This window comes from Ectopseudomonas alcaliphila (assembly GCF_900101755.1).
GTDB lineage: Bacteria > Pseudomonadota > Gammaproteobacteria > Pseudomonadales > Pseudomonadaceae > Aquipseudomonas > Aquipseudomonas alcaliphila.
In genome coordinates, this window is sequence record NZ_FNAE01000001.1 from 1676679 (window position 1) to 1702033 (window position 25355).

22 protein-coding genes are annotated in these 25355 nt (G+C 64.1%); 20 read left to right on the forward strand and 2 right to left on the reverse strand.

All coding sequences use genetic code 11. The annotated features are described in order from the left end of the window. Nucleotides 1-44 precede the first annotated feature (44 nt). From BLR77_RS07905 to BLR77_RS07940, 8 genes are all read left to right on the forward strand, one after another. A complete protein-coding gene (locus tag BLR77_RS07905; protein ID WP_074676464.1) occupies nt 45-992 on the forward strand; it encodes a GlxA family transcriptional regulator in 948 nt (315 codons plus the stop codon). 229 nt (nt 993-1221) lie between these two features. Further along, the gene (locus BLR77_RS07910) at nt 1222-2199 is read left to right on the forward strand and encodes a dipeptidase (protein ID WP_074676465.1); all 978 of its coding nucleotides are present in this window, start codon (nt 1222-1224) and stop codon (nt 2197-2199) included. A 121-nt stretch (nt 2200-2320) separates the two neighbouring features. After that, nucleotides 2321-2851 (forward strand): DUF5943 domain-containing protein, encoded by a 531-nt coding sequence (locus BLR77_RS07915; protein WP_074676466.1) that lies wholly within the window; start codon nt 2321-2323, stop codon nt 2849-2851. 103 nt (nt 2852-2954) lie between these two features. Continuing rightward, nucleotides 2955-5015, forward strand: coding sequence for a dimethylglycine demethylation protein DgcA (gene dgcA / locus BLR77_RS07920; RefSeq protein WP_074676467.1), 2061 nt, complete (start codon nt 2955-2957; stop codon nt 5013-5015). A 163-nt stretch (nt 5016-5178) separates the two neighbouring features. Next, nucleotides 5179-7155: a dimethylglycine demethylation protein DgcB gene (gene dgcB, locus BLR77_RS07925; RefSeq protein WP_074676468.1), complete on the forward strand. Its 1977-nt coding sequence runs from the start codon at nt 5179-5181 to the stop codon at nt 7153-7155. Between the two features lie 37 nt (nt 7156-7192). Continuing rightward, complete coding sequence (gene etfA, locus BLR77_RS07930; protein ID WP_074676469.1) at nt 7193-8425, forward strand: electron transfer flavoprotein subunit alpha; 1233 nt, start codon at nt 7193-7195, stop codon at nt 8423-8425. Between the two features lie 101 nt (nt 8426-8526). Then, a complete protein-coding gene (gene etfB, locus BLR77_RS07935; protein ID WP_074676470.1) occupies nt 8527-9300 on the forward strand; it encodes an electron transfer flavoprotein subunit beta in 774 nt (257 codons plus the stop codon). A 55-nt stretch (nt 9301-9355) separates the two neighbouring features. Continuing rightward, entirely contained in the window at nt 9356-9607 is a 252-nt protein-coding gene (locus tag BLR77_RS07940) for a hypothetical protein (protein WP_074676471.1), read from the forward strand. Nucleotides 9608-9832: 225 nt separating this feature from the next. On the opposite strand, the gene gbdR is transcribed toward BLR77_RS07940, so the two are convergent. Beyond that, nucleotides 9833-10927 (reverse strand): choline metabolism transcriptional regulator GbdR, encoded by a 1095-nt coding sequence (gbdR, locus tag BLR77_RS07945; RefSeq protein WP_074676472.1) that lies wholly within the window; start codon nt 10925-10927, stop codon nt 9833-9835. A gap of 693 nt (nt 10928-11620) precedes the next feature. Between gbdR and BLR77_RS07950 the strand changes: the two genes are divergently transcribed. The 11 genes from BLR77_RS07950 to betA all read left to right on the forward strand — a co-directional run bounded on the left by BLR77_RS07950 (nt 11621) and on the right by betA (nt 22755). Continuing rightward, nucleotides 11621-12565, forward strand: coding sequence for an ABC transporter substrate-binding protein (locus tag BLR77_RS07950; protein ID WP_074676473.1), 945 nt, complete (start codon nt 11621-11623; stop codon nt 12563-12565). Nucleotides 12566-13246: 681 nt separating this feature from the next. Then, on the forward strand, nt 13247-13525 hold the full coding sequence (locus tag BLR77_RS07955; RefSeq protein ID WP_074676474.1) for a hypothetical protein: 279 nt from the start codon (nt 13247-13249) through the stop codon (nt 13523-13525). A gap of 14 nt (nt 13526-13539) precedes the next feature. Continuing rightward, nucleotides 13540-14745, forward strand: a complete 1206-nt coding sequence (locus BLR77_RS07960; RefSeq protein ID WP_074676475.1) for a quaternary amine ABC transporter ATP-binding protein — start codon at nt 13540-13542, stop codon at nt 14743-14745. Beyond that, nucleotides 14738-15616, forward strand: a complete 879-nt coding sequence (locus BLR77_RS07965) for an ABC transporter permease (RefSeq protein ID WP_074676476.1) — start codon at nt 14738-14740, stop codon at nt 15614-15616. The genes BLR77_RS07960 and BLR77_RS07965 overlap by 8 nt, the downstream gene beginning before the upstream one ends. A 28-nt stretch (nt 15617-15644) precedes the next feature. After that, nucleotides 15645-16589, forward strand: coding sequence for a choline ABC transporter substrate-binding protein (locus tag BLR77_RS07970; protein WP_074676477.1), 945 nt, complete (start codon nt 15645-15647; stop codon nt 16587-16589). A 208-nt stretch (nt 16590-16797) separates the two neighbouring features. After that, nucleotides 16798-17649 carry a glycine betaine ABC transporter substrate-binding protein gene (locus BLR77_RS07975; protein WP_074676478.1) on the forward strand — a complete coding sequence of 284 codons (852 nt, stop codon included), beginning with the start codon at nt 16798-16800 and terminating at the stop codon, nt 17647-17649. Nucleotides 17650-17807: 158 nt separating this feature from the next. Continuing rightward, nucleotides 17808-18164 carry a hypothetical protein gene (locus BLR77_RS07980; protein ID WP_074676479.1) on the forward strand — a complete coding sequence of 119 codons (357 nt, stop codon included), beginning with the start codon at nt 17808-17810 and terminating at the stop codon, nt 18162-18164. Nucleotides 18165-18185: 21 nt separating this feature from the next. Beyond that, entirely contained in the window at nt 18186-18539 is a 354-nt protein-coding gene (locus BLR77_RS25585; RefSeq protein ID WP_169716320.1) for a hypothetical protein, read from the forward strand. 85 nt (nt 18540-18624) lie between these two features. Next, complete coding sequence (gene betI, locus BLR77_RS07990; protein WP_074676480.1) at nt 18625-19215, forward strand: transcriptional regulator BetI; 591 nt, start codon at nt 18625-18627, stop codon at nt 19213-19215. 209 nt (nt 19216-19424) lie between these two features. After that, a complete protein-coding gene (gene betB / locus BLR77_RS07995; protein ID WP_074676481.1) occupies nt 19425-20897 on the forward strand; it encodes a betaine-aldehyde dehydrogenase in 1473 nt (490 codons plus the stop codon). A gap of 151 nt (nt 20898-21048) precedes the next feature. Further along, complete coding sequence (gene betA / locus BLR77_RS08000; RefSeq protein ID WP_074676482.1) at nt 21049-22755, forward strand: choline dehydrogenase; 1707 nt, start codon at nt 21049-21051, stop codon at nt 22753-22755. On the opposite strand, the gene torT is transcribed toward betA, so the two are convergent. Next, on the reverse strand, nt 22744-23763 hold the full coding sequence (gene torT / locus BLR77_RS08005; protein ID WP_074676483.1) for a TMAO reductase system periplasmic protein TorT: 1020 nt from the start codon (nt 23761-23763) through the stop codon (nt 22744-22746). The genes betA and torT overlap by 12 nt on opposite strands. A 144-nt stretch (nt 23764-23907) precedes the next feature. Between torT and mdtD the strand changes: the two genes are divergently transcribed. Next, nucleotides 23908-25329: a multidrug transporter subunit MdtD gene (gene mdtD / locus BLR77_RS08010; protein ID WP_083366033.1), complete on the forward strand. Its 1422-nt coding sequence runs from the start codon at nt 23908-23910 to the stop codon at nt 25327-25329. The last annotated feature ends 26 nt before the right edge of the window (nt 25330-25355 follow it).

Consider the following 25355-nt stretch of genomic DNA (forward strand, 5'->3'; position numbering starts at 1 on the left):
GCGCTTGGCTTCCTAATGGACGGCACTCTATTCGCGGATTGCCCATGACCCAGACCTTCGCCTTCCTGCTGCTGCCCGGCTTCTCGATGATAGGCCTGATGTCGGCCATCGAACCGCTGCGCGTGGCCAACCGCTTTCGCGGCGAGCTGTACCGCTGGCGCCTGCTCAGCCTGGACAGCGAGGCGGTGGCGGCGAGCAACGGCATGTCGCTCAACGTCGAGGCCGGGCTGGAACTGCCGGAGGAGACCCAGGCGCTGTTCGTGGTCGCCGGTTTCGAGCCCCTGGCGCACTACGACAAACACCTGGCCCATTGGCTGCAACGCCGCGAACGCGAGGTCAAGGTGCTCGGCGCCATCGACACCGGCAGCTTCGTGCTGGCCGAGGCCGGGCTGTTCGAGCAGCAGCGCCTGACCCTGCACTGGGAAGCGATCGACGCCTTCTGCGAGCGTTATCCGCAGCTGCAGGTGACCCAGGAGCTGTTCGAGATCGATGGCCGGCGCATCACCAGCGCCGGCGGCACCAGCAGCCTCGACCTGATGCTCGGGCTGATCGGTCGCGACCACGGCGAACCGCTGGCGGTGCAGGTGTCCGAGCAGTTCGTGCTCGGCCGCATCCGCACCCGTCAGGATCACCAGCGCATGCAGATCGCCAGCCGCTACGACCTGCACAACAAGAAGCTGGTGCGGGTGATCGGCGAGATGGAGCGCCATGGCGAGCAACCGTTGCCCTGCGAGGCGCTGGCCGAGCAGGTCGGGGTCAGCGTGCGCCAGCTGGAGCGATTGTTCCGCCACCACCTGAACACCACGCCGTCGGCCTTCTATCTCGGCCTGCGCCTGGACAAGGCGCGCCAGCTGCTGCGCCAGAGCGACCTGAGCGTGCTGGAGGTGAGCCTGGCCTGCGGCTTCGACTCGGCGTCGTACTTCTCGCGCTGCTATCGCAGGCGCTTCGCCGCCAGCCCCAGCCAGGATCGCCACGAACGACCAGGCAGCTAGGCCAACCGTAGCCCGGATGCAATCCGGGGCCAGGCGCCACCGATTCCCCGGATTGCATCCGGGCTACGCGGTGACGGGCGAAACGCTGGCATATCCGTCCGCGACCTCGGCTTGACGCTTTCGGCAAACCCCCAGTCGTTTTTGCACCGGGTCGCCCTGCCCCCCAGGGATAAGCTCTCCCCAAAGCGCCGACGACCGACTCGGCGCATCCGTTTAGGGGACAAGCCTGATGAGCCCAGCCGAATTGCACGCCGACAGCATCGTCATCGACGGTCTGATCATCGCCAAGTGGAACCGCGAGTTGTTCGAGGACATGCGCAAGGGTGGCCTGACTGCGGCCAACTGCACCGTGTCCGTATGGGAAGGGTTCCAGGCCACGGTGAACAACATCGTTGCCAGCAACAAGCTGATCCGCGACAACGGCGACCTGGTCATCCCGGTGCGCAGCACCGCCGATATCCGCAAGGCCAAGGAACAGGGCAAGACCGGCATCCTCTACGGCTTCCAGAACGCCCATGCGTTCGAGGACCAGATCGGCTACGTCGAGGTGTTCAAGCAGCTCGGCGTGGGCATCGTGCAGATGTGCTACAACACCCAGAACCTGGTCGGCACCGGCTGCTACGAGCGCGACGGAGGCCTGTCCGGCTTCGGCCGCGAGATCGTCGCCGAGATGAACCGTGTCGGCATCATGTGCGACCTGTCACACGTCGGCTCCAAGACCAGTGAGGAAGTCATCCTCGAATCGAAAAAGCCCGTCTGCTATTCCCACTGCCTGCCCTCGGGCCTGAAAGAACATCCGCGCAACAAGTCCGATGCCGAGCTGAAGTTCATCGCCGACCACGGCGGTTTCGTCGGCGTGACCATGTTCGCCCCGTTCCTGGCCAAGGGCATCGACTCGACCATCGACGATTACGCCGAGGCGATCGAGTACGTGATGAACATCGTCGGCGAAGACGCCATCGGCATCGGCACCGATTTCACCCAGGGCCACGGCAAGGAATTCTTCGAGTGGCTGACCCATGACAAGGGTTACGCCCGCCGCCTGACCAACTTCGGCAAGATCGTCAACCCGCTGGGCATCCGCACCGTGGGCGAGTTCCCCAACCTCACCGAGACGCTGCTCAAACGCGGCATGCCCGAGCGCGTGGTGCGCAAGGTCATGGGCGAGAACTGGGTGCGCGTACTCAAGGACGTCTGGGGCGAGTAAGCCCCTTCCAACCCAATTCTGTAGGAGCGGCTTCAGCCGCGATCCGTCCAGACAGGACGGCGTGCCCTGAAGCTTCGCGGCTGAAGCCGCTCCTACGATTCAAACTCAGGAGTTTGCGCACATGGCCACCCACGCCCCCGAAATGCCCATCGAAGTCGACGACGAAACCGGCGTCTGGACCACCGACGCCCTGCCGATGCTCTACGTGCCGCGTCACTTCTTCGTCAACAACCATATGGGTATCGAGGAAGTGCTCGGCGCCGACAAGTACGCCGAGATTCTCTACAAGGCCGGCTACAAGTCCGCCTGGCACTGGTGCGAGAAGGAAGCCGAGTGCCACGGCATCGAAGGCGCTGCGGTGTTCGAGCACTACATGAAACGCCTGTCGCAACGCGGCTGGGGCCTGTTCGAAACACAGAAGCTCGACCTGGAAACCGGCCATGCCGAGGTCAAGCTCAAGCACTCGGCCTTCGTCTACGTGTACGGCAAGGTGGGTCGCAAGGTGGACTACATGTTCACCGGCTGGTTCTCCGGCGCCATCGACCAGATCCTCGCCGCCAAGGGCAGCCCGATCCGCACCGTCACCGTGCAGGAATACAGCGGCGCCGAAGAAGGCCACGACGATGGCCTGTTCGTGACCCGGCCACTCTGAGTCACCCATAAGAAATCCGTGGGAGGGCCGGACTTCAGCTGCGACGCCATCGCCGCTGAAGCGCCTCCCACAACGCTAGAGCGCTTACCGTGAGGATGCCGTAATGGCCTTCGAAGCAATGTTCCAGCCGATCCAGATCGGCAAGCTGACCATCCGCAACCGTGTGCTCAGCACCGCGCACGCCGAGGTCTACGCCACCGACGGCGGCATGACCACCGAGCGCTACGTGAAGTACTACGAAGAGAAGGCCAAGGGCGGCATCGGCCTGGCCATCTGCGGCGGCTCCTCGGTGGTGGCCATCGACAGCCCGCAGCAGTGGTGGAGTTCGGTCAACCTGGCCACCGACCGCATCATCCCGCACTTCCAGAATCTCGCTGACGCCATGCACAAGCACGGCGCCAAGATCATGATCCAGATTACCCACATGGGCCGTCGCTCACGCTGGGACGGTTTCCACTGGCCGACCCTGATGTCGCCGTCAGGCATCCGCGAGCCCGTGCACCGCGCCACCTGCAAGACCATCGAGCCGGAAGAGATCTGGCGGGTGATCGGCAACTACGCGCAGGCTGCACGCCGCGCCAAGGAAGGCGGGCTGGACGGCGTCGAACTGTCGGCCGTGCACCAGCACATGATCGACCAGTTCTGGTCGCCGCGCGTCAACAAGCGCACCGACGAATGGGGCGGCAGCTTCGAGGGCCGCATGAAGTTCGGCCTGGAGGTGCTCAAGGCCGTGCGCGCCGAGGTCGGTGACGACTTCTGCGTCGGCATGCGCATCTGCGGCGACGAATTCCACCCGGACGGCCTGTCCCACGAGGACATGAAGCAGATCGCCGCCTACTACGATGCTACCGGCATGCTCGACTTCATCGGCGTCGTCGGCTCGGGCTGCGACACCCACAACACCCTGGCCAACGTCATCCCGAACATGAGCTACCCGCCGGAGCCCTTCCTGCACCTGGCGGCCGGCATCAAGGAAGTGGTCAAGGTGCCGGTGCTGCACGCGCAGAACATCAAGGACCCGAACCAGGCCACGCGCATTCTTGAAGGCGGCTACGTGGACATGGTCGGCATGACCCGCGCGCACATCGCCGACCCGCACCTGATCGCCAAGATCAAGATGGGCCAGGTCGACCAGATCAAGCAGTGCGTCGGCGCCAACTACTGCATCGACCGCCAGTACCAGGGTCTGGACGTGCTGTGCATCCAGAATGCCGCGACCAGCCGCGAATACATGGGTGTGCCGCACATCATCGAGAAAACCACCGGCGCCAAGCGCAAGGTGGTGATCGTCGGCGGCGGACCGGCTGGCATGGAAGCGGCGCGCGTCGCGGCCGAGCGCGGCCATGACGTGACCCTGTTCGAGAAGCAGGAACAACTGGGCGGGCAGATCACCATCGCCGCCAAGGCGCCGCAACGCGACCAGATCGCCGGTATCACCCGCTGGTACCAACTGGAACTGGCGCGCTTGGGGATAGACCTGCGCCTGGGCACCGGCGCCGACGAAGCGAGCATTCTCGACCTGCGTCCGGACATCATCGTGCTGGCCAACGGCGGCAATCCGTTCCTCGAACAGAACGAGCACTGGGGTGCAGCCGAAGGCCTGGTGGTCAGTAGCTGGGACGTGCTCTCGGGCAAGGTGGCGCCGGGCAAGAACGTGCTGGTGTACGACACCATCTGCGAGTTCACCGGCATGTCCGTTGCCGACTTCCTCGCCGACAAGGGCGCGCAGGTGGAAATCGTCACCGACGACATCAAGCCCGGCGTGGCCATTGGCGGCACCAGCTTCCCCACCTACTACCGCAGCATGTACCCCAAGGAAGTGATCATGACCGGCGACATGATGCTGGAAAAGGTCTACCGCGAGGGCGACAAGCTGGTAGCCGTGCTGGAGAACGAATACACCGGTGCCAAGGAAGAGCGCGTGGTCGATCAGGTGGTGGTGGAGAACGGCGTACGCCCTGACGAATCGCTCTACTACGCACTCAAGCAGGGCTCGCGCAACAAGGGCCAGATCGACGTCGAGGCGCTGTTCGCGATCAAGCCGCAGCCATGTTTGTCCGAGGCGGGCGACGGCTACCTGCTGTTCCGCATCGGCGACTGCGTAGCCCAGCGCAACACCCATGCGGCGATCTACGACGCTTTGCGGTTGTGCAAGGACTTTTAGCCACGACACGAACGGCCCCCTCTCCCGCTTGCGGGAGAGGGCGGGGGGAGATGGGCTGTTGGGCGGAGATCTATGCCGTCTGCCCCCTCTCCCTAACCCTCTCCCCGCAGGGGCGAGGGGACTGAACCGTGTTGTTTTCCGGTCCCGCGAAGGAGACCACGAGATGTTGAACACCCTCCTCCCCATCCTGCTCTTCGCCGCCCTGGCCCTCGCGGTCCTCGGCGCGGCCAGGCGCTTCTTCATGTGGCGCCGTGGCCGGCCGTCGAAAGTCGACTGGATTGGCGGCCTGCTGAAGATGCCGCGGCGCTACCTGGTGGATCTGCACCACGTGGTCGAGCGCGACAAGTACATGTCCAAAACCCACGTGGCCACGGCAGGCGGTTTCGTCCTGGCGGCCGTGCTGGCCATCGTCGTGCATGGTTTCGGCCTGCATAACCGCATCCTCGGCTTCGCCCTGCTGGGCGCCACGGTACTGATGTTCGTCGGCGCCCTGTTCGTCGCCAAGCGTCGTCTCGATCCGCCATCGCGCCTGTCGAAAGGCCCGTGGATGCGCCTGCCGAAAAGCCTGCTGATGTTCGCCGGCAGCTTCTTTATCGCCACGCTGCCGGTTGCCGGCATCCTCCCCGAAGGCTTCGGCGGCTGGATACTGGCCATCATCCTCGCTGTTGGCGTGGCCTGGGGCGTGTCCGAGCTGTTCTTCGGCATGACCTGGGGCGGGCCGATGAAGCACGCCTTCGCCGGCGCCCTGCACCTGGCCTGGCACCGCCGCGCCGAACGCTTCAGCGGCGGTCGCTCCACCGGCCTGAAAGCGCTCGACCTGGACGACCCCAAGGCCCCACTGGGCGTGGAAAAGCCCACCGACTTCACCTGGAACCAGTTGCTCGGCTTCGACGCCTGCGTGCAGTGCGGCAAGTGCGAGGCCATGTGCCCGGCCTTCGCCGCTGGCCAGCCGCTGAACCCGAAGAAGCTGATCCAGGACATGGTCATCGGCCTGGCCGGTGGCAACGACGCCCAGTTCGCCGGCTCGCCCTACCCATCCCTTGACGGCAGTGGCATCCCGCTGGGCGAGCACAGCGGCGGCCCGCATCAGCCCATCGTCTCGCTGCAAGGCAAGGCGCTGGTGGATGCCGAGACCCTCTGGTCCTGCACCACCTGCCGCGCCTGCGTCGAGGAATGCCCGATGATGATCGAGCACGTCGACGCCATCGTCGATATGCGCCGCCACCTGACCCTGGAAAGAGGCGCAACGCCGAACAAGGGCGCCGAGGTGCTGGACAACCTGATCGCCACCGACAACCCCGGCGGCTTCAATCCCGGCGGTCGTCTGAACTGGGCCGCCGACCTCAACCTGCCACTGCTGAGCGAGAAGAAAGAGACCGACGTGCTGTTCTGGGTCGGCGATGGCGCCTTCGACATGCGCAACCAGCGCACCCTGCGCGCCTTCGTCAAGATCCTCAAGGCCGCCGACGTCAATTTCGCCGTGCTCGGCCTGGAAGAACGCGACAGCGGCGACGTGGCCCGGCGCCTGGGCGACGAGGCAACCTTCCAGCACCTGGCCAAACGCAATATCGCCACCCTGGCCAAGTACCGCTTCAAGCGCATCGTCAGCTGCGACCCGCACAGCTTCCACGTGCTGAAGAACGAATACGGCGCCCTCGGCGGCCACTACGACGTGCTGCACCACAGCACCTTCATCGACGAACTGGTACGTGGCGGCGCGCTGAATCTCGGCCAGAGCAAGGCCGCCAGCGTGACCTATCACGACCCCTGCTACCTCGGCCGTTACAACGGCGAGTACGAGGCGCCCCGCGCCGTGCTCAAGGCCATCGGCATCGAGGTCAAGGAGATGGAGCGTTCGGGCTTCCGTTCGCGCTGCTGCGGCGGCGGTGGCGGCGCGCCGATCACCGATATTCCCGGCAAGCAGCGCATCCCCGACATGCGCATGGTCGACATCAAGGAGACCGGCGCCGAACTGGTGGCCGTGGGTTGCCCACAGTGCACCGCGATGCTCGAAGGCGTGGTCGCCCCGCGCCCGGAGATCAAGGACATCGCCGAACTGGTGGCCGAGGTGCTGATCGAGCCCGTCGAGGTGGCCGCAAAAAAGCCGGCAGCCAGGCGTGAACTGGCGGAGGTGCAGTGATGAAACGACAATCCCAGCGCATCCAGGAGGCGCAGGCATGAGCGACCTTATCCGCCGCGACCCACGCGCCGAGTGGATCGCCCGCAACCGCCTGCACCCGCTGCATGCGGCCATGCAGAGCCAGACTCAGACCAGCTGGATGGGCCCCAACGGCATCCTGCGCAAGAACCCGCACGCCATCGCCGCCGGCTTTATCGGCCCGGCCGGGCTCAAGCGAATCGACCGCAGCGGCGCCCAGCAGGGCACTGCCGGCAAGCGCAGCAGCGCCAGCGTCGAGGTGCAACTGCCGCTGCACGTGGTCGAGCAACCGGCCTTCCACGTCTGCGTGGTGCCGGACATGGTCGGCGGGCGCCTGTCCAGCCATGACAAGGACCTGCTCGGCCTGGCCCGCAAGCTGGCCGGCGACAGCGGCGCGGTGGTGGCCGTGGTGTTCGGCGAGGACAAGGAAAGCGCCTTCGATACCGCCGGCGTCGACCGCCTGCTGCGTATCACCGGCGACACCTTCGACGGCTATGCACCGGAAGCCCGCGTGCTGGCCCTCAGCGCCGTGGAAAGCCAACTGGCGCCACGCCACTGGCTGCTGCCCGATAGCCGCACCGGCGGTGGTGAGCTGGGTCGGCGCCTGGCCGCCAAGCTGGGTGAACGCCCGGCCACGCGCGTCTGGCAGGTTGCCGGCGAGCAGGCCATCGGCCGCGCCGGCAGCGGCCAGCAGGACATCCAGCGCGCCCTGCCCCGCTTGATCCTGGCTGCCGCCGAATGCACCGAGCCGGTCAGCGAAACGCGCCATGAAGTTCGGCCACTGGAGCTGGGCGCGAAGATCGCCCACAGCCTGCCACGCATCGAGGATCTCGGTCCGGTGGCCGTGGACCCGGCGCAGATTCCCATGGCCGAGGCCGAGTTCATTCTCTCCGGCGGCAACGGCGTGAAGGACTGGACGCTGTTCCACCAGGCCGCCGTCGCCCTGGGCGCCACCGAAGGCGCCTCGCGCGTGGCGGTGGACGACGGCTTCATGCCGCGCAATCGCCAGGTCGGCGCCACTGGTACCTGGGTCACCGCCCGCGTCTACCTGGCCGTCGGTATCTCCGGTGCCATTCAGCACCTGCAGGGCATCGGTGCCTGCGACAAGGTGGTGGCGGTGAACATGGATCCCGGCTGCGACATGATCAAACGCGCCGACCTCTCGGTGATCGGCGATTCGGCGGCGATCCTGGCGGCGCTGATCGCACGCGTCGCCGCCTGGCGCCAGGAAGGAAAACGTGATGCGGCCTGACCCTGACAGACATTACTCCGTGGGAAGGGCTTTAGCCGCGAACACCTGTGCGCACGGCCAGATCGCGGCTGAAGCCGCTCCCACGGTTCGAGGTTTCCACCATGACTGACCTGAATATCGTCGCCCTGGTCTCGGTCGGCGCTCACCCGACATCGGGTCGACCGCGCCGCGCTGAGCAGGACGCCCGCGCCGTCGAACTCGGCCTGCGCCTGAGCGGATCAAACCTGCAACTGCTGCACGCCGGCGACCCGCAGGCAGAAGCCCTGCGCGGCTACCTGGGCATGGGTCTGGAGCAGCTCGATGTGCTGGAACAACCCGAAGGCGCGGATGCCCTGCCGCTGCTGGTCGACTATCTGCAAGGCAGTCGCACGCAGCTGGTGCTGACCGGCAGCCAGGCGGAAACCGGCGAAGGCTCCGGCATGCTGCCGTTCCTGCTGGCCGAGCGCCTGGGCTGGCCGATGGTCGTCGGCCTGGCGGAAGTGGAGAAGGTCGAGAATGGCGTGGCCCAGGTGCTGCAAGCACTACCGCGCGGCCAGCGACGCCGCCTCAAGGTACGCCTGCCCTGCGTGGCCAGCGTCGACAACGCCGCCCCGATCGCCCGCCAGAGCGCCTTCGGCCCGGCACGGCGCGGGCAGATCGAGGCTCATGAGGTGACGGTGGTGGACGACCTGCTGCTGGCCGGCGCCACCTTGCAACCGGCCAAACCACGCCCCAAACGCCTCAAGGTGATCAAAGCGAAAACGGGGGCGGAACGGATGAAGGCGGCCACGGCCAAAGCCAGTGGTGGCGGCGGCCAGGTGCTCAAGGATGTCTCGCCACAGGAGGGCGCAGAGGCTATCTTCAAGCTGTTGATCGAAGAAGGCGTTCTGCGCTAACCGAAGGTTGAAGACCAACTGCGCAGCGCCTGCGTTTCCACAAGGAGCCACGACCATGATGCATGCCGATCTGATCGACCAGGAAGACTTCCGTGAGCGCCTGATCGCGCTGGGCCTGAGCATTCCAGCAGGCGTAACGCCCGAGCAGGCTTGCGAACTGGCCGTCAGCGGCCTCAGCGCCGAGCGCGCCGTGGCCTTGCGCCACCTGGTGGAAGAACTGCTTGGCGGCAGCGCTACCCTGCTGCCCAACGTACGCGAAGCCATCAGCCGCCACCTGCTGCCGGCGCTGGTACCCAAGCCAGCCTGAGGGCCGGTGCGCCAGCGCAGCAACTCTCACTCCAGCATCAGGTCGGGCTTGCGCCTCATGAAGTAGCGGTACAACAGCTGGTGGGCTGAAGCCCACCCTACAGCGTCGCGCGCACCGTACTGCGTAGGGTGGGCCGGGCGGCGATCCGCTTTAGCCCACCAGAAACAACCACTGCTCACAACGAAACGGGGCGCCACTGGCGCCCCGTTTTCATTGCGGTTCGACTCAGATGCGCACGCTGGCGAAGGTCGACTCGCCTTGCGCACGGTTGAGCGCCAGCACCGCGCTGGAGCTGACCTGATGTTCGGGAATCGGCAACAACACCACCAGGTTGTTGCCCTGTTGACCGGCACGTTCGTCGCGCGGCGGAATGCCGAAATACTCGCGGTAGCACTTGGAGAAATGCGGCGTGGAGACGAAACCACAGACCGAAGCCACTTCGATGATCGACATGCTGGTCTGCTTGAGCAGTTGCCGTGCACGAATCAGGCGCAGCTTGAGGTAGTAACGCGACGGCGAGCAGTGCAGGTACTTCTGGAACAGGCGCTCGAGTTGGCGACGGGAGATATCGACGAAACAGGCCAGCTCGTCGAGGTCGATCGGCTCCTCCAGATTCGCCTCCATCAGCGCGACGATTTCCTGCAGCTTGGGTTGGTTGCTGCCAAGCATGTGCTTGAGCGGCACGCGCTGGTGATCCTGCTCGTTGCGGATGCGCTCGTAGATGAACATCTCGGAGATGCCGGCAGCCAGCTCGCGGCCATGCTGCTGACCGATCAGGTGCAGCATCATGTCCATCGGTGCGGTACCGCCGGACGAGGTGTGACGATTGCGGTCGATGGAGAACAGGCGAGTGGTGATGGCCGCACGCGGGAAGGCTTCCTGCATCGAGGCCAGGCACTCCCAATGCACGCTGCAATCGTAGCCATCGAGCAGACCGGCCTTGGCCAGCGCCCAGCTGCCGGTGCATACCGCACCGAGCAGGCGACCCTGGCGCGCCTGCAGTTGCAGCCAGCTGACATGCTCGCGCTTGACGCTGTGCTGAATGTCCACGCCACCACAGACGATCACCACATCCAACGCCGGCGCACTCTGCATGGCAGCGTCCGGGGTGATCTGCAAACCATCGCTGGCGCAGACCGGCAGGCCATCATGAGTCAGGGTATGCCAGCGAAACAGCTCCTTGCCGGAAAGCTGGTTGGCCATGCGCAGGGGCTCTACCGCCGAAGCGAGGGAAATCAGGGTGAAGTTGTCCAGGAGCAGGAAGCCGATGGACTGGGCGACACGGTTCTGGGGTTGCGCCCCTTGGCTGAACTGCGACATTGGTGGAACCCTCTCACGCTAAGCACGGTGTGAGCCCAATTGAAGTGGGCCTCTGTTTTATCCTGGCCAGGTTTGAAACCGGGCGGTCATGCATCTCTACGCAAAGGTCATGCCTAAATTGATCAGGCGTTCAATAAAAACAAAGCCCTCGATGCACGGCGCACCAGACGGGCTTCCTGACCCTGCCTAGAGGGCTTGCGAAACGCTCTCAAAGCCTCTTTCCACAAGGTCTTGAGCATTTCGGTAGCACGGCTTGAGTGGCCTGCTACGGCGTCTCTGGCTGTCAGTAACAGACGGACGGTAACAACAGTGACCGGCCGGTCACTCCTGATGAAATCGACGCCCGCAAACGTCGCACCAAAATCTCGCGAAGCGCAGGCTTCGCCAGAATCGCTGCACCAGCACAGGTCAACCTTCGCCAGCTTGTCAGCCGTCGGGCTCCCATGGAGAAGAGCATCCTGACGAATCCGCAACAGGTTCGCGATGATCCAACTTTCGGCAGCGCGCCCAGATCTCCAACCGACTCACGCATATCCAATCGCGCCGTGGTGAGTCGTCCGCGTCGAGGTCTTTTCTCGACATGCCAGTGTCGCTTCTCGCCCAGAGGGCGGCCCACCTCTTGCTGTGAAATAGCCAATCGCCCGTCCCGGGAACCTTCCTGCGGCTCCAGCCGCCCGAACAGAGGCACGCCCCATGAACAGATTTGCTCGCTGGCTGCTCGTGATCGCCCTCACCTCCTCCACCGCCCTGCACGCCGCCGAAGCCGAGCGCTGCGAGTTGGTGCGCCTGAGCGATGTCGGCTGGACCGACATCACCATGACCACCGCCGTTGCTCGCCTGGTACTGGGCGAGATCGGCTATCGCACGCAGATCCGCCGCCTGTCGTTGCCCGACACTTACCGCGGATTGTCCGAAGGCCAGCTGGACGTGTTCCTCGGCAACTGGATGCCGGCCCAGAGCGAGCTGGTGCAACCCCACCTGGACAGCGGCAGGATCGAGAAGCTGCACACCAACCTGCCAACGGTGCGTTACACCCTGGCGGTACTGACGCCAGGCCATGAAGGCGGGCTGAAGGATTTCGCCGACATCCACCGCTTCAAGGACGAACTCGGCGGGCAGATCTTCGGCATCGAACCTGGCAACGAAGGCAACGAGATGGTCAAGGGCATGATTCGCGACAACACCTTCGGTCTCGCTGGTTTCAGCCTGGTCGAGTCCAGCGAAAGCGGCATGCTCAACCACGTCGAACGCGCTCAACGCCTGGGCAAATGGGCGGTATTTCTCGGCTGGGAACCGCACCCGATGAACGAGCGTCTGAAAATGAACTATCTGGCCGGTGGCGATGATTATTTCGGCCCCAATTACGGAGCAGCGCAGGTCAACACAGTGGCGCGCGGTGGTCTGAGCCAGCAGTGCCCCAACCTGGCTCGGTTGTTCCGCAATATGACCTTCACCATCAGCGCAGAAAACCAGTTGATGAGCGCCGTACTGGAAGGCAACACCAACCGCCGCCGCGTGGCCAAGAAATGGATCGAAGACAACCCGCAGATGGTCGCGGCCTGGCTGGAAGGCGTGACCCGCTATCAAGGCGCTCCAATCAGCAAGGTGTTCGACATATCACTGGCGAAAAATGACTAACAAGTTCAACGAAAAAGCCTAGAAAACCACCAAAAATGGCCAAAAATAGAGATTTATCCAGAGCAGGAAAGGGCTTTCTCTCCCCTCATCGAGAATCACGCTCGGGCTCGCGAGCCGAATCAGGCGTGACCAAATGGTCACATCGCGCCGACTTTCGTTTTTTCAACGATTTTCGGCACGCCACCACCTCTTCTTGTAAATTTTTTTCAACATCGCCACAGCCCCCGCGCTACGCCGCCTGCGCCTCGCTTGCAGGGCTGAAAACCAGTCCCGGCGCGGCTTTGAGGCTTGGCCAAGGGGCAAAAAAGTCTGTTAAGGTTTTTAAAGCACGTTCTCGAAGACGCGCCTCGATGCTCACACCGAGCGCGATTCGAAACGGCATCACGCAGTGCTTTCAGGAGCCCGGAAAACGGCGAAAACATGGGAAAACACACGGTGTGACGGGCCATGTCGTCGCCCAACACGTCAGGGTCGCAAACCGATAATTGCGCAGACCCCAAGACTATATCGTTGAGTCAGCCGATGACGTCGCTGCCGCCTCCCAAAGGGAACGGCAGACTGGGGCCCACCGCCCCGGACCGAAGAACATACAAGCGCTGGCCCACCATCGATAGGGCGCCAGCCCAACAAGAAATTTCGGATGTACGCATGCGCCAGGACGACGCATGAACCCCCAAGGGAATGGGCTTCGAAACACTGCCAGAGGGTTTGGAAAGCGGTTTGCAGCACGGCAAGACAGTGGTCACTCATCAGCAGGTTGCAACGACGCAGCGGGCAGTTTTTGCCACCAGCCGCGTGCGCTGCAGCGTGCCCGAGTGCCACACTCGAATCCCGCAGCAAAGCGTTCGCCAGCCTCGAAACTCAGCAAACACCCACACAGGTATCAGAGGCCTGACACAGCTGATCTACGCTTCGACGATGCGTGCCCAGCTGTGCCAGCGCGAACTGGATGCCGATTGAAGGGGAAACGTCCCATGCAGTCTGGAAAGATCGTGGTCGAACACCTGTACAAGGTTTTCGGCCCCAACCCACAAGAAGCCATCGACCTGCTCAAGGAAGGCTGGAGCAAGGAGAGGATTCTGGCCGAGAAAGGCGCCGTGATCGGCGTCAGCGATGTGTCGTTCAGTGTCGAGGAGGGCGAAATATTCGTTCTCATGGGACTGTCCGGCTCCGGCAAATCCACCCTCATCCGTCTGATCAACCGTCTGGTCGAACCCAGCGCCGGTGATGTCTACATCGATGGCCAGAACGTGGCCAAGCTGCCGCAATCGCAATTGATCGACCTGCGGCGGCGCGACATGAGCATGGTCTTCCAGTCCTTCGCCCTGATGCCTTCGCGCAGCGTGCTGGACAACGCGGCCTTCGGCCTGGAAGTGGCCGGCACCGGCCGCAAGGAGCGCGAGAAGCGCGCCATGGAAGTGCTCACGCAGGTCGGCCTGGACACCTTCGCCCACAAGTATCCGCACGAGCTCTCCGGTGGCATGCAGCAGCGCGTCGGCCTGGCTCGCGCGCTGACGGTGAACCCGTCGATGATCATCATGGACGAGGCCTTCTCCGCCCTCGACCCACTCAAGCGCCGCGAGATGCAGGACGTGCTGCTGGAGCTGCAGAAGACGCATCGCCGCACCATCATTTTCGTCTCGCACGACATCGAAGAGGCCATGCGCATCGGTACCCGCATCGGCATCATGGAAGGCGGCAAGCTGATCCAGGTCGGCACCCCGCAGGAACTGATCGAGAAGCCGGCCAACGAATACGTGCGCAACTTCTTCGACACCGTCGACACCAGCCGCTACCTCACCGCTGGCCAGCTCAAGGCTGACAGCGTGCCGACCTATATCTACAACGGCAAGGCGCCGGATGCGGCGAAGATCTGCAAGGAGTTGCAGGCGCTGGACAAGCACTACGCCTTCATCGTCGATGAGCAGAACAACTTCCAGGGCTCCATCAGCCTGGAACGGATCGCCCTGATGGTCGACGGCGATGAACCCAGGCCACTCGAGGCGGATGCGCTCAAGCAAGTGGTACCGGTACCCGAAGACATGCCGCTGGAAGATGTCATCACCCGCCTGGTGGACAACGAAGGCCCGATCCCGGTGGTGGACGCCGAAGGCCACTACTGCGGCGCCATCAGCAAGGGCCGCCTGCTGACCCGACTGCAGGGGGAATCCCATGAGTGACAAGAAACTCGACCTGGGTAGCTGGGTCAACGATGTCGTCCAGCACCTGCTGGACAACTACAGCGGTGCCTTCGACAGCATCGGCGGCGTGGTCGCCGGCTTCTCCGAAGCCATCGAAGCCCTGCTCATGCTGCCGCCGGCCTGGCTGTTGATCGCCATCTTCGTCGCCCTCGGCCTGTGGCGCATCGGCGCACGTTTCGCGGTATTCACCGCGGTGGCCTTCATCCTCATCGTCATGACCGGTTTCTGGGAGCAGACAGTCGTAACCCTCGGCCTGACCTTCTCCTCGACGCTGATCAGCCTGCTGCTGGGTATTCCGCTGGGCATCTGGGCCGCCAAGAGCGAGCGCGTGGCGACCATCATCCGGCCGATCCTCGACTTCATGCAGACCATGCCGGCATTCGTCTACCTGATCCCGGCAGCCATGCTCTTCGGTCTAGGTCGCGTGCCCGGCATCATCGCCACGGTGATCTTCGCCATGCCGCCGGCGGTACGCCTGACCAGCCTGGGGATTCGCCAGGTGAACAAGGAAATCGTCGAGGCCGGTCAGTCCTTCGGCTGCACCAGCCGCCAGTTGCTGTTCAAGGTACAACTGCCCAATGCCATGCCGTCGATCATGGCCGGGGTCAACCAGACCATCATGATGGCCCTGTCGATGGTGATCATCGCCTCCATGGTCGGCGCCGGTGGCCTGGGTAACGATGTACTGGCGAGTATCCAGCGCCTGGACATCGGGCTAGGCTTCGAAAGCGGCATGGCCGTGGTGCTGCTGGCGATCATTCTCGACCGCATCACTGAAAGTTTTGGCACCAAGCAGACTGCCCGCAGCGGCATCTTTGCCTGGTTCAGCGGCAAGCTGCAGCGCCAGTAAAGATTTTTCACTTCACAGGGAACCGCAGATGAAAATGATCAAAACCACCGCCGCCATCGGCCTGCTGTCCTGCGCACTGGCGCAGGGCGCCATGGCCGCGGAGCCGGCGAGCTGCAAGCAGGTGCGTTTCGCCGAGATTGGCTGGGCCGACATCGCCGCCACCACCGGTGTGGCCATGACCCTGGTCGAAGGTCTGGGCTATCAGCCGCGCAAGATCATGGCTTCTGTCCCCATCGCCTTCACCGGCGTCAAGAGCGGCCAGGTCGACGTGTTCCTCGGCTACTGGGCACCGTCGATGGACTCGGTGATCGAGCCCTTCCTCAAGGACGGCGGCGTCAAGGTGCTGGAGAAAGCCAATCTCGAGGGTGCCAAATACACCCTGGCCGTACCGACCTATACAGCCGAGGCCGGCCTGAAGAGCTTCCAGGACATCGCCAAGTTCAAGGATCAACTGGGCGGCAAGATCTACGGCATCGAGCCGGGCAACGACGGCAACCTGCTGATCGACGGCATGATCAAGAACAACCAGTTCGACCTCGGCGGCTTCCGCATGGTCGAGTCCAGCGAGGCTGGCATGCTGGTGCAGGTATCGCGTGCCATGCGCAAAAAAGAGCCGGTGGTCTTCCTCGGCTGGGCGCCGCACCCGATGAATACCCAGCACGACATCACCTACCTGTCCGGTGGTGACGACGTGTTCGGCCCCGACTACGGCGCGGCCAAGGTCTACACCGTGGTACCGCCGGACTACGAGGCGCGCTGTGAGAACGTCGGCAAGCTGCTGAACAACCTGCAGTTCACCGTCGACATCGAAAGCCAGCTGATGGAAAAGGTACTGGAGAAGGAAAACCCGCAGAACGTCGCCAAGGAGTGGATCAAGGCCAACCCGGCGATCCTCGACCAGTGGCTGAGCGGCGTGACCACCTTTGACGGTCAGGACGGCGTAGCTGCCGTGAAGAAACACGTCGGGCTGTAACAGGCCACAACCCGATTCGGGCTCGAACCTGAGGGTTCGAGCTCGGAAACCTCCTCGTACACCACTAGCGGCTGATTTCTGGCCGTGACGGGGAGACTTTGCCCGCGAACCGGCAATCTGCTGCGCAACACGGATTCGCAAGGCCCGCAATGAGAACGAGCCAGTCAACGATTTTGCAACTGCCACTCACTGATGGAGCACAACAAACATGCGCGTAATCAAGCACCTCTGCCTCGGCGCTGCCGCCCTGGCCATCGGCATGGGCAGCGCCCTGGCCGCCGACAAACCCACCCTGAAGATCGGCTACGTCAACGGCTGGGACGACAGCGTCGCCGTCACCCATGTCGCCGGTGAAATCCTGCAAAGCAAACTCGGCTACACCGTCGAACTGAAGCCGGTCGAACCCGCCATCATGTGGCAGGGCGTGGCCCGTGGCGATCTCGATGCCACCCTCTCCGCCTGGCTGCCAGCCACCCACGGCGAGTACTACGACAAGCTCAAGGACAAGGTGGAAATCCTCGGCACCAACTACTCCGGCGCCAAGATCGGCCTGATCGTGCCCGACTACGTCGACGCCAAGAGCATCGAAGACCTGGAGAAATACGCCAAGGACTTCGACGGCAAGATCACCGGCATCGACGCTGGCGCCGGCGTGATGCGCCGCACCGAGGAAGCCATCAAGGAATACAACCTGGCCAGCATCAAGCTGATGCCGAGTTCGGGCCCGGCCATGGCCACCGCCCTGACCCGTGCCGAGAAAGCGCAGAAGCCGATCGTGGTCACCGGCTGGATTCCGCACTGGATGTTCGCCAAGTGGAAACTGCGCTTCCTCGAAGATCCGAAGAAAGTCTTCGGCGACGACGAGCGCGTCGACACCGTTGCCAATCCTGAGCTGAAGGGCAAGGCTGCCGACGCTGCCGCCTTCCTCAGCAAGATTTCCTGGAGCGGTGAAGAAGTCGGCGCGGTGATGCTGGCCATCCGTGAAGGCGCCAAACCGGACCAGGCCGCCAAGGACTGGATCGCCGCCAACCCGAAGCGCGTGGAAAGCTGGTTGAAATAAGCCACGCACCTGCAATAGCACAAAGCGGGCTTCGGCCCGCTTTGTGGTTTCTGGCAATTCGCGACGCCACCCATATCAATTTTTCGGACATTTCGGCTAGAGCATGCGAGACGTGACCTCTAGACTCTCGCCTCCCGAAATGAACAGACCGAACACAGATGAAAAATACCGCCAGCGTCTTCGCCGTTATCGGCTGCCTTTCCCTGCTGACATTTCTGTTGATCTACACCAGTTCAGTCAACATCTTCTTGATCTGGGACGCGAAGGCCTACCGCTATCTGGCTACCTGCGTCGGGCTGATGATCGCCGCCGTCGTCGGGACGGCTCTGCTGGCAGCAGGCAAACCCGTAACCTCGAGACTTGCCATCGGCGTCCTGCTGCTGACAGCACTGATCACCCAGTTTCTATTCGGCTTCGATCTTTACACCGGCATGGCGGTCGGGCTGCTGTATGTCGCGGCGCTGATCGAGTACACCGCCCAGCCCTCGGATGCAGTCGAAGCGCCGCAACAGTGATCGCCAGCGCATGAGCCTGCGATGAGCAAGCGACAGCACCGCCACAGGCGGCCCGCTCGTAATGGCCTTGAGCGCCGGATACAAGCCGTTGCCAACCTGCCTGAGGGCTATAAGCTGCTGCTTCTGCCCTTTCTTCCCGCCTGGCTCGCTCCGGCGTCCTGGAGCCTGTGGGGAGCCGCAGCCGGTGCTTTTGGCATATTCATCTGCGTGGCGGTTGCCCTGTATTCCATTCACCGCAACGAACGTACGTTGGCTGCTCTGCTGTACGGCGATGAGGCGCATAGCGTTACCACCCTCTTTTTCAGCCACCTGTTGCAGGGCCTGGGCCTGAGCATCGCCCTGTTCCTGCCACACCTTCTACTCGCGGGCCGCTGACTCCAAACACCGGAGCACGCATTGATTGATCGCTCAGTCAAAAACTGCCTAGACTTCGGCTCCCCCGCCCCTCACGGAGTGCCCCATGCCCAAGGTCGGCATGCAGCCCATTCGCCGTTCGCAACTGATCGCCGCCACCCTGGAAGCCGTCGACCAGGTCGGTATGGCTGACGCCAGCATCGCCTATATCGCCCGTCTGGCCGGGGTATCCAACGGCATCATCAGCCACTACTTCAACGACAAGAACGGCCTGCTCGAAGCCACCATGCGCCATCTGATGCAGGCGCTCAGCGATGCCGTGGGCGCACGCCGTCGCGCATTGCGCGAGGACAGCCCGCGTGCTCATCTGAAGGCGATGATCGACGGCAACTTCGACGACAGCCAGGTCAGCGGCCCGGCGATGAAGACCTGGCTGGCGTTCTGGGCCAGCAGCATGCACCAGCCGGCCCTGCGCCGCCTGCAGCGGGTCAACGATCACCGCCTCTACTCCAACCTCTGCGGCCAGTTCCATCGCGCGCTGCCGCGCGATCAGGCCCGCTTCGCGGCGCGCGGCCTGGCCTCGCTGATCGATGGCCTGTGGCTGCGCGGCGCGCTTTCCGGCGAAGCCTTCGACACCGAGCAGGCGCGCCGCATCGCCTACGACTACCTCGACCTGCAGCTGGCCAAGGCATCGTAGGCTGTCGCGGGGCTGCCTGGGCGGCGTGCACCGCGTTTAACGCCCTCTCCGATCATTTGGATCGCCCGGTGCGCACGGCGCACCCTACGACATCGAACCTTGCGTGCATGTCGCGTTTGGCTGCGCCTTGTCGTTTTTATTGATTGATCGTTCAATTTAAATAAAATAGGCTGTTCTCCAAGCAGATTGCCAAGTGCAGAGGACAGCCCATGCCCCGTTTCGCCGAACAGCAGCTCTACATCGGTGGCCAGTACGTCGCCGCCAGCAGTGGAGAAACCTTCGACAGCATCAACCCCGCTACCGGCGAGGTGCTGGCCAGGGTGCAGCGCGCCAGTCAGGCGGATGTCGATCGTGCGGTGGCCAGCGCTGCCGAGGGGCAGAAGGTGTGGGCGGCGATGACCGCCATGCAGCGCTCGCGCATTCTGCGCAAGGCCGTGGATATCCTGCGCGAGCACAACGATGAGCTGGCCGAGCTGGAAACCCTCGACACTGGCAAACCCCTGAGCGAAACCCGCTACGTCGACATTGTCACCGGCGCCGACGTGCTGGAGTACTACGCCGGCCTGATCCCGGCCATCGAGGGCGAGCAGATTCCGCTGCGCGACACCTCCTTCGTCTATACCCGTCGCGAACCACTGGGCGTGGTCGCCGGCATCGGCGCCTGGAACTACCCGATCCAGATCGCCCTGTGGAAATCCGCCCCGGCCCTGGCCGCCGGCAACGCGATGATCTTCAAGCCCAGCGAAGTCACCTCGCTGACCGCGCTGAAACTCGCCGAGATCTACACCCAGGCCGGCCTGCCGGCGGGCGTGTTCAACGTACTCACCGGCAGCGGCCGCGAAGTCGGTCAGTGGCTGACCGAGCATCCGGGCATCGAGAAGATTTCCTTCACCGGCGGCACCGTCACCGGCAAGAAGGTGATGGCCAGCGCCTCCAGTTCCAGCCTCAAGGAAGTGACCATGGAGCTGGGTGGCAAGTCGCCGCTGATCATCTTCGAAGACGCCGACCTGGACCGCGCAGCCGACATCGCGGTGATGGCCAACTTCTACAGCTCCGGCCAGGTGTGCACCAACGGCACCCGCGTGTTCGTGCCGCGCATGCTGCAAGCGCGCTTCGAGGCCAAGGTGCTGGAGCGGGTCAAACGCATCCGCCTCGGCGATCCGCTGAATGACGCCACCAACTTCGGCCCGCTGGTGAGCTACGCGCACATGGAAAGCGTGCTCGGCTACATCGAGAAGGGCCGCAGCGAGGGCGCGCGCCTGCTGATCGGCGGGGCGCGCGTGACCGACGGCGAGCATGCCAAGGGCGCCTACGTCGCCCCCACCGTGTTCACCGACTGCCGGGACGACATGACCATCGTGCGCGAGGAAATCTTCGGCCCGGTGATGAGCATCCTCATCTACGACAGCGAAGAGGAAGTGATCCGCCGCGCCAACGACACCGACTACGGCCTGGCCGCCGGCGTGGTGACCCGCGATCTGAACCGCGCGCACCGGGTGATCCACAAGCTGGAAGCCGGCATCTGCTGGATCAACACCTGGGGCGAATCGCCGGCCGAGATGCCGGTGGGCGGCTACAAGCAGTCCGGTGTCGGCCGCGAGAACGGCCTGGTCACCCTTGGCCACTACACCCGCATCAAGTCGGTGCAACTGGAAATGGGCGATTACGCCTCGGTGTTCTGACAGCCAACGCCATGCCATGTAGGAGCGGATTTATCCGCGATGCCTTTCGCGGATAAATCCGCTCCTACAAAAACGTCGCCCCGTAGCCCGGATGCAATCCGGGAACCGTCACCGCGTTTTCCCGGATCGCAGCCGGGCAACAGGAGGACTCATGACCCAGGAATTCGACTACATCATCATCGGCGCCGGCTCGGCCGGTAACGTCCTGGCCACTCGCCTGACCGAAGATGCAGACGTCAGCGTGCTGCTGCTCGAAGCCGGTGGCCCCGACTACCGCTTGGATTTCCGCACCCAGATGCCCGCTGCCCTGGCGTTCCCGCTGCAAGGCCGGCGCTACAACTGGGCCTACGAGACCGACCCCGAGCCGCACATGAACAATCGCCGCATGGAATGCGGACGCGGCAAGGGCCTGGGCGGCTCATCCCTGATCAACGGTATGTGCTACATCCGCGGCAACGCCATGGACTTCGACAACTGGGCCAAGGCCAAGGGCCTGGAAGACTGGACCTACCTCGACTGCCTGCCGTACTTCCGCAAGGCGGAAAGCCGCGACATCGGCCCCAACGACTACCACGGCGGTGACGGCCCGGTCAGCGTGACCACGCCCAAGGCCGGCAACAACCCGTTGTTCCACGCCATGGTCGAGGCCGGCGTGCAGGCCGGTTATCCGCGCACGGACGACCTCAACGGCTACCAGCAGGAAGGCTTTGGCCCGATGGATCGCACCGTGACCCCGGAAGGACGACGCGCCAGCACCGCGCGCGGCTATCTGGACCAGGCACGGGCGCGGCCCAACCTGACCATCGTCACCCATGCCACCACCGACCGCATCCTCTTCGACGGCAAGCGCGCCAGCGGCGTCAGCTACCTGATCGGCAACGCCAACGAGCCAACCATTGCTCGTGCTCGCCGCGAAGTGCTGCTGTGCGCTGGCGCCATCGCCTCACCGCAAATCCTGCAGCGCTCCGGCGTCGGCCCCGCCGCGCTGCTGCGCGAGCTGGACATTGCACTGGTGCACGAACTGCCCGGCGTCGGCCAGAACCTGCAGGATCACCTGGAGATGTACCTGCAATACGCCTGCACCGAACCAGTGTCGCTGTACCCCGCGCTCAAGCTGCTCAACCAGCCCGGCATCGGCGCGCAATGGCTGTTCGCCGGCAACGGCATCGGCGCCAGCAACCAGTTCGAGGCTGGCGGTTTCATCCGCACGCGCCCGGAGTTCGCCTGGCCCAACATCCAGTTCCACTTCCTGCCGGTGGCGATCAACTACAACGGCAGCAACGCGGTCAACGAGCATGGTTTCCAGGCTCACGTCGGCTCGATGCGCTCGCTCAGCCGCGGACGCATCCAGCTCAAGTCGAAGGACCCGCGCCAGCACCCGAGCATCCTCTTCAACTACATGAGTCATGAGCAGGACTGGCAGGAGTTTCGCGACGGCATTCGCCTTACCCGCGAGATCATGGCGCAACCGGCGCTCGATCCTTACCGTGGGCGTGAAATCAGCCCAGGCGCGCATGTACAGAACGACGCCGAACTGGATGCCTTCATTCGCGAGCATGCGGAAACGGCTTTCCACCCGTCCTGCTCGTGCAAGATGGGCGAAGACGACATGGCGGTGGTCGACGGGCAAGGCCGTGTGCACGGTCTGCAGGGTCTGCGCGTAGTGGATGCGTCGATCATGCCGGAGATCATTACTGGCAACCTCAACGCCACCACCATCATGATCGCCGAGAAGATCGCCGACCGCATTCGCGGGCGCCAACCGCTGCCGCGCAGCACTGCACCTTACTTCGTCGCGGGCGAGCGGCCGGTGCGCGGTACGCCACTGCGCAGCCAGGAAGCTCGGTTAGTCGGGTAATTCCTGGCGGATCATCCAGTGCCCTTCGGGCGGCATCAGCCGGCTGAGGTCGAAGCGCTCCAGCGAGTCGGCGTCGAACATCTCGATCTGCGGGCTCACCAGCTGCGGCAGCTTTTCGCCCTGCAGGCCACGAACAGCCAGATCCAGGGCGATGCGCGCCTGAATCACCGGTGAATCGGTAGGCGCAGCCAGCACCTGGCCTTCGCGAATCTGCTCCAGCACCCGCTCGGTGGCGTAGAACGACACCACCTGCACCTCGGAACCGATATTGCGCACCAGTTGCGCAGCGAAGGCCGCTGCTTCGGCATTGGCCACCAGGTAATCGAGATGGGGATGCTGCTTGAACAGCTCCCGCGCCAGCTGGGCCTGCCGGCTGCGATCCACCGGGGCATAACCGCCATGGGCAAGGATCACCTGGGTTCCAGGCAAGGCATCACGCAGACCACGCTCGGCATCCTGCACCCAGCCAGCATCGGCCGGCCCGGGTAGCCAGCCGATCTGAATCGGTCGACCGTCGCTGATACGCACCAGGTACTCGAGCGTGGCACGCGCCATGTCGGCGAAGTCGACTCGCGAATGCGCGCTGAGCCCCGGGCACTCCAGACGATTGACCAGATCGATCACGGGCCGACCGGCCTTGATCTGCACTTCTGCCGCGCTGCACAGGTCATAGGTGTTGATGCTGGCCACGACGAAGGCATCGGCGCCCTCGGCCACGCAATGCTCGAACTGCTCCACCTGCACATCGGCATGCTCGTAACCACCGGCTTCGTAGATGCCCAGCCGCACGCCAAGGCGTTTGGCCTCCTGATCCAGCCCCCAGGCCACACCCCACCAGTAGCGGTCCTTGCCATGGGGCAGCAGCGCGCAGATGCGCCAGGGCTGGCTGGCCACGGGTAAAGGCCGGTAATCCAGCATGCGGCCATCGGCACGCACCGGATAAGGAAACCACTCGGCCGCCAGCAGCGACTGGCAAGCCAGCGAAAGCCACAGAGTCAACCAGCGCATGACGCCGTCCTTAGCCCTTGCGGGGCGATGTGCCAGTAACCCCAGCGTAGCACCACCTCTGGCACCTGCCTGCACGTCGGCAACGCGCAGTTGCCCGGGCCCGGTCGGCGGCCTAGAGTGAAGCGCACAGACCATGAGAACAGCATGACCAACCCCACCCTGCTCGACCCCAAAACCGCCCGCCTGCTGCCCTGGATCGTCGCCATCGCCTTCTTCATGCAGACGCTGGATGGCACCATCCTCAACACCGCACTACCGGCCATGGCCGCCGACCTCGGCGAAAACCCATTGCGCATGCAGTCGGTGGTGATCGCCTACATGCTCACCGTGGCCCTGCTGATTCCGGCATCGGGCTGGGTCGCCGACCGCTTCGGCACGCGGCGCATCTTCTTCGGCGCCATCGCCCTGTTCAGCCTCGGCTCGCTGCTCTGCGCACTGTCGGAGTCGCTGAGCATGCTGATCGGCGCGCGCGTCATCCAGGGTCTCGGCGGCGCGCTAATGATGCCGGTCGGACGCCTGGTGGTGCTGCGTGCCTACCCACGCTCGGAGCTGGTACGGATCATGAGCTTCATCACCTTGCCCGGCCTGCTCGGCCCGCTGATCGGCCCGAGCCTAGGTGGCTGGCTGGTGGAGGTGGCCAGCTGGCATTGGATCTTCCTGATCAACCTGCCGGTGGGGCTGCTCGGCTGCTGGGCGGCCCTGCGCCATATGCCCGACCTGCGCGGCCCTGAGCGCAGCCGCTTCGATACCGCAGGTTTCCTGCTGTTCGGCGCCGCCATGCTGCTGATCACCGTGGCCCTGGAAGGGCTCGGCGAACTGCACCTGCCGACCATGCGCGTGGTGCTGCTGTTGCTCGGCGGCATGGCCTGCCTGGCCGCCTACTGGCTGCGCGCCGGGCGCATCGAACACCCGTTGTTCGCCCCCAAGCTGTTCCACACCCGCAGCTTCGCCGTGGGCATCATCGGCAACCTGTTCGCCCGCCTCGGCAGCGGCGCGCTGCCCTTTCTCACGCCGCTGCTGCTGCAACTGGCGATGGGCTATTCGCCGGCCCAGGCCGGCATGAGTCTGATTCCGCTGGCGCTGGCGGCCATGGCAGCCAAACCCCTGGCCAGGCCGCTGATCGAGCGCCTGGGCTACCGCAACATCCTCACCAGCAACACCCTGCTGCTCGGCGCCCTGATCGCCAGCCTGGCCCTGGTCGATGCACAAACCTCGACGTTGCAGCTGATCATCCAACTGAGCCTGATCGGCGCCTGCAACTCACTGCAGTTCACCGCGATGAACACCGTGACCCTGATCGATCTGGACAACCGCGACGCCAGCAGCGGCAACAGCCTGCTGTCGGTGGTGGTCCAACTGGCGATGGGCCTTGGCGTTGCCTCGGCGGCGGCGCTGCTCAGCGGCTTCAGCCGTGAACTGGGCGGCAGCGAGCATGTGCTGCAGGCATTCCAGGCGACCTACCTGTGCGTTGGCCTGCTGTCGATGCTGGCGGCGGCGATCTTCCTGCAACTGGACGGGAAAGATGGCCGTGGCGGGCGCAATATCGAGGTTTCAGCGGACGAATGAGCGGGCCTGCTACACTGCCGGCCTGT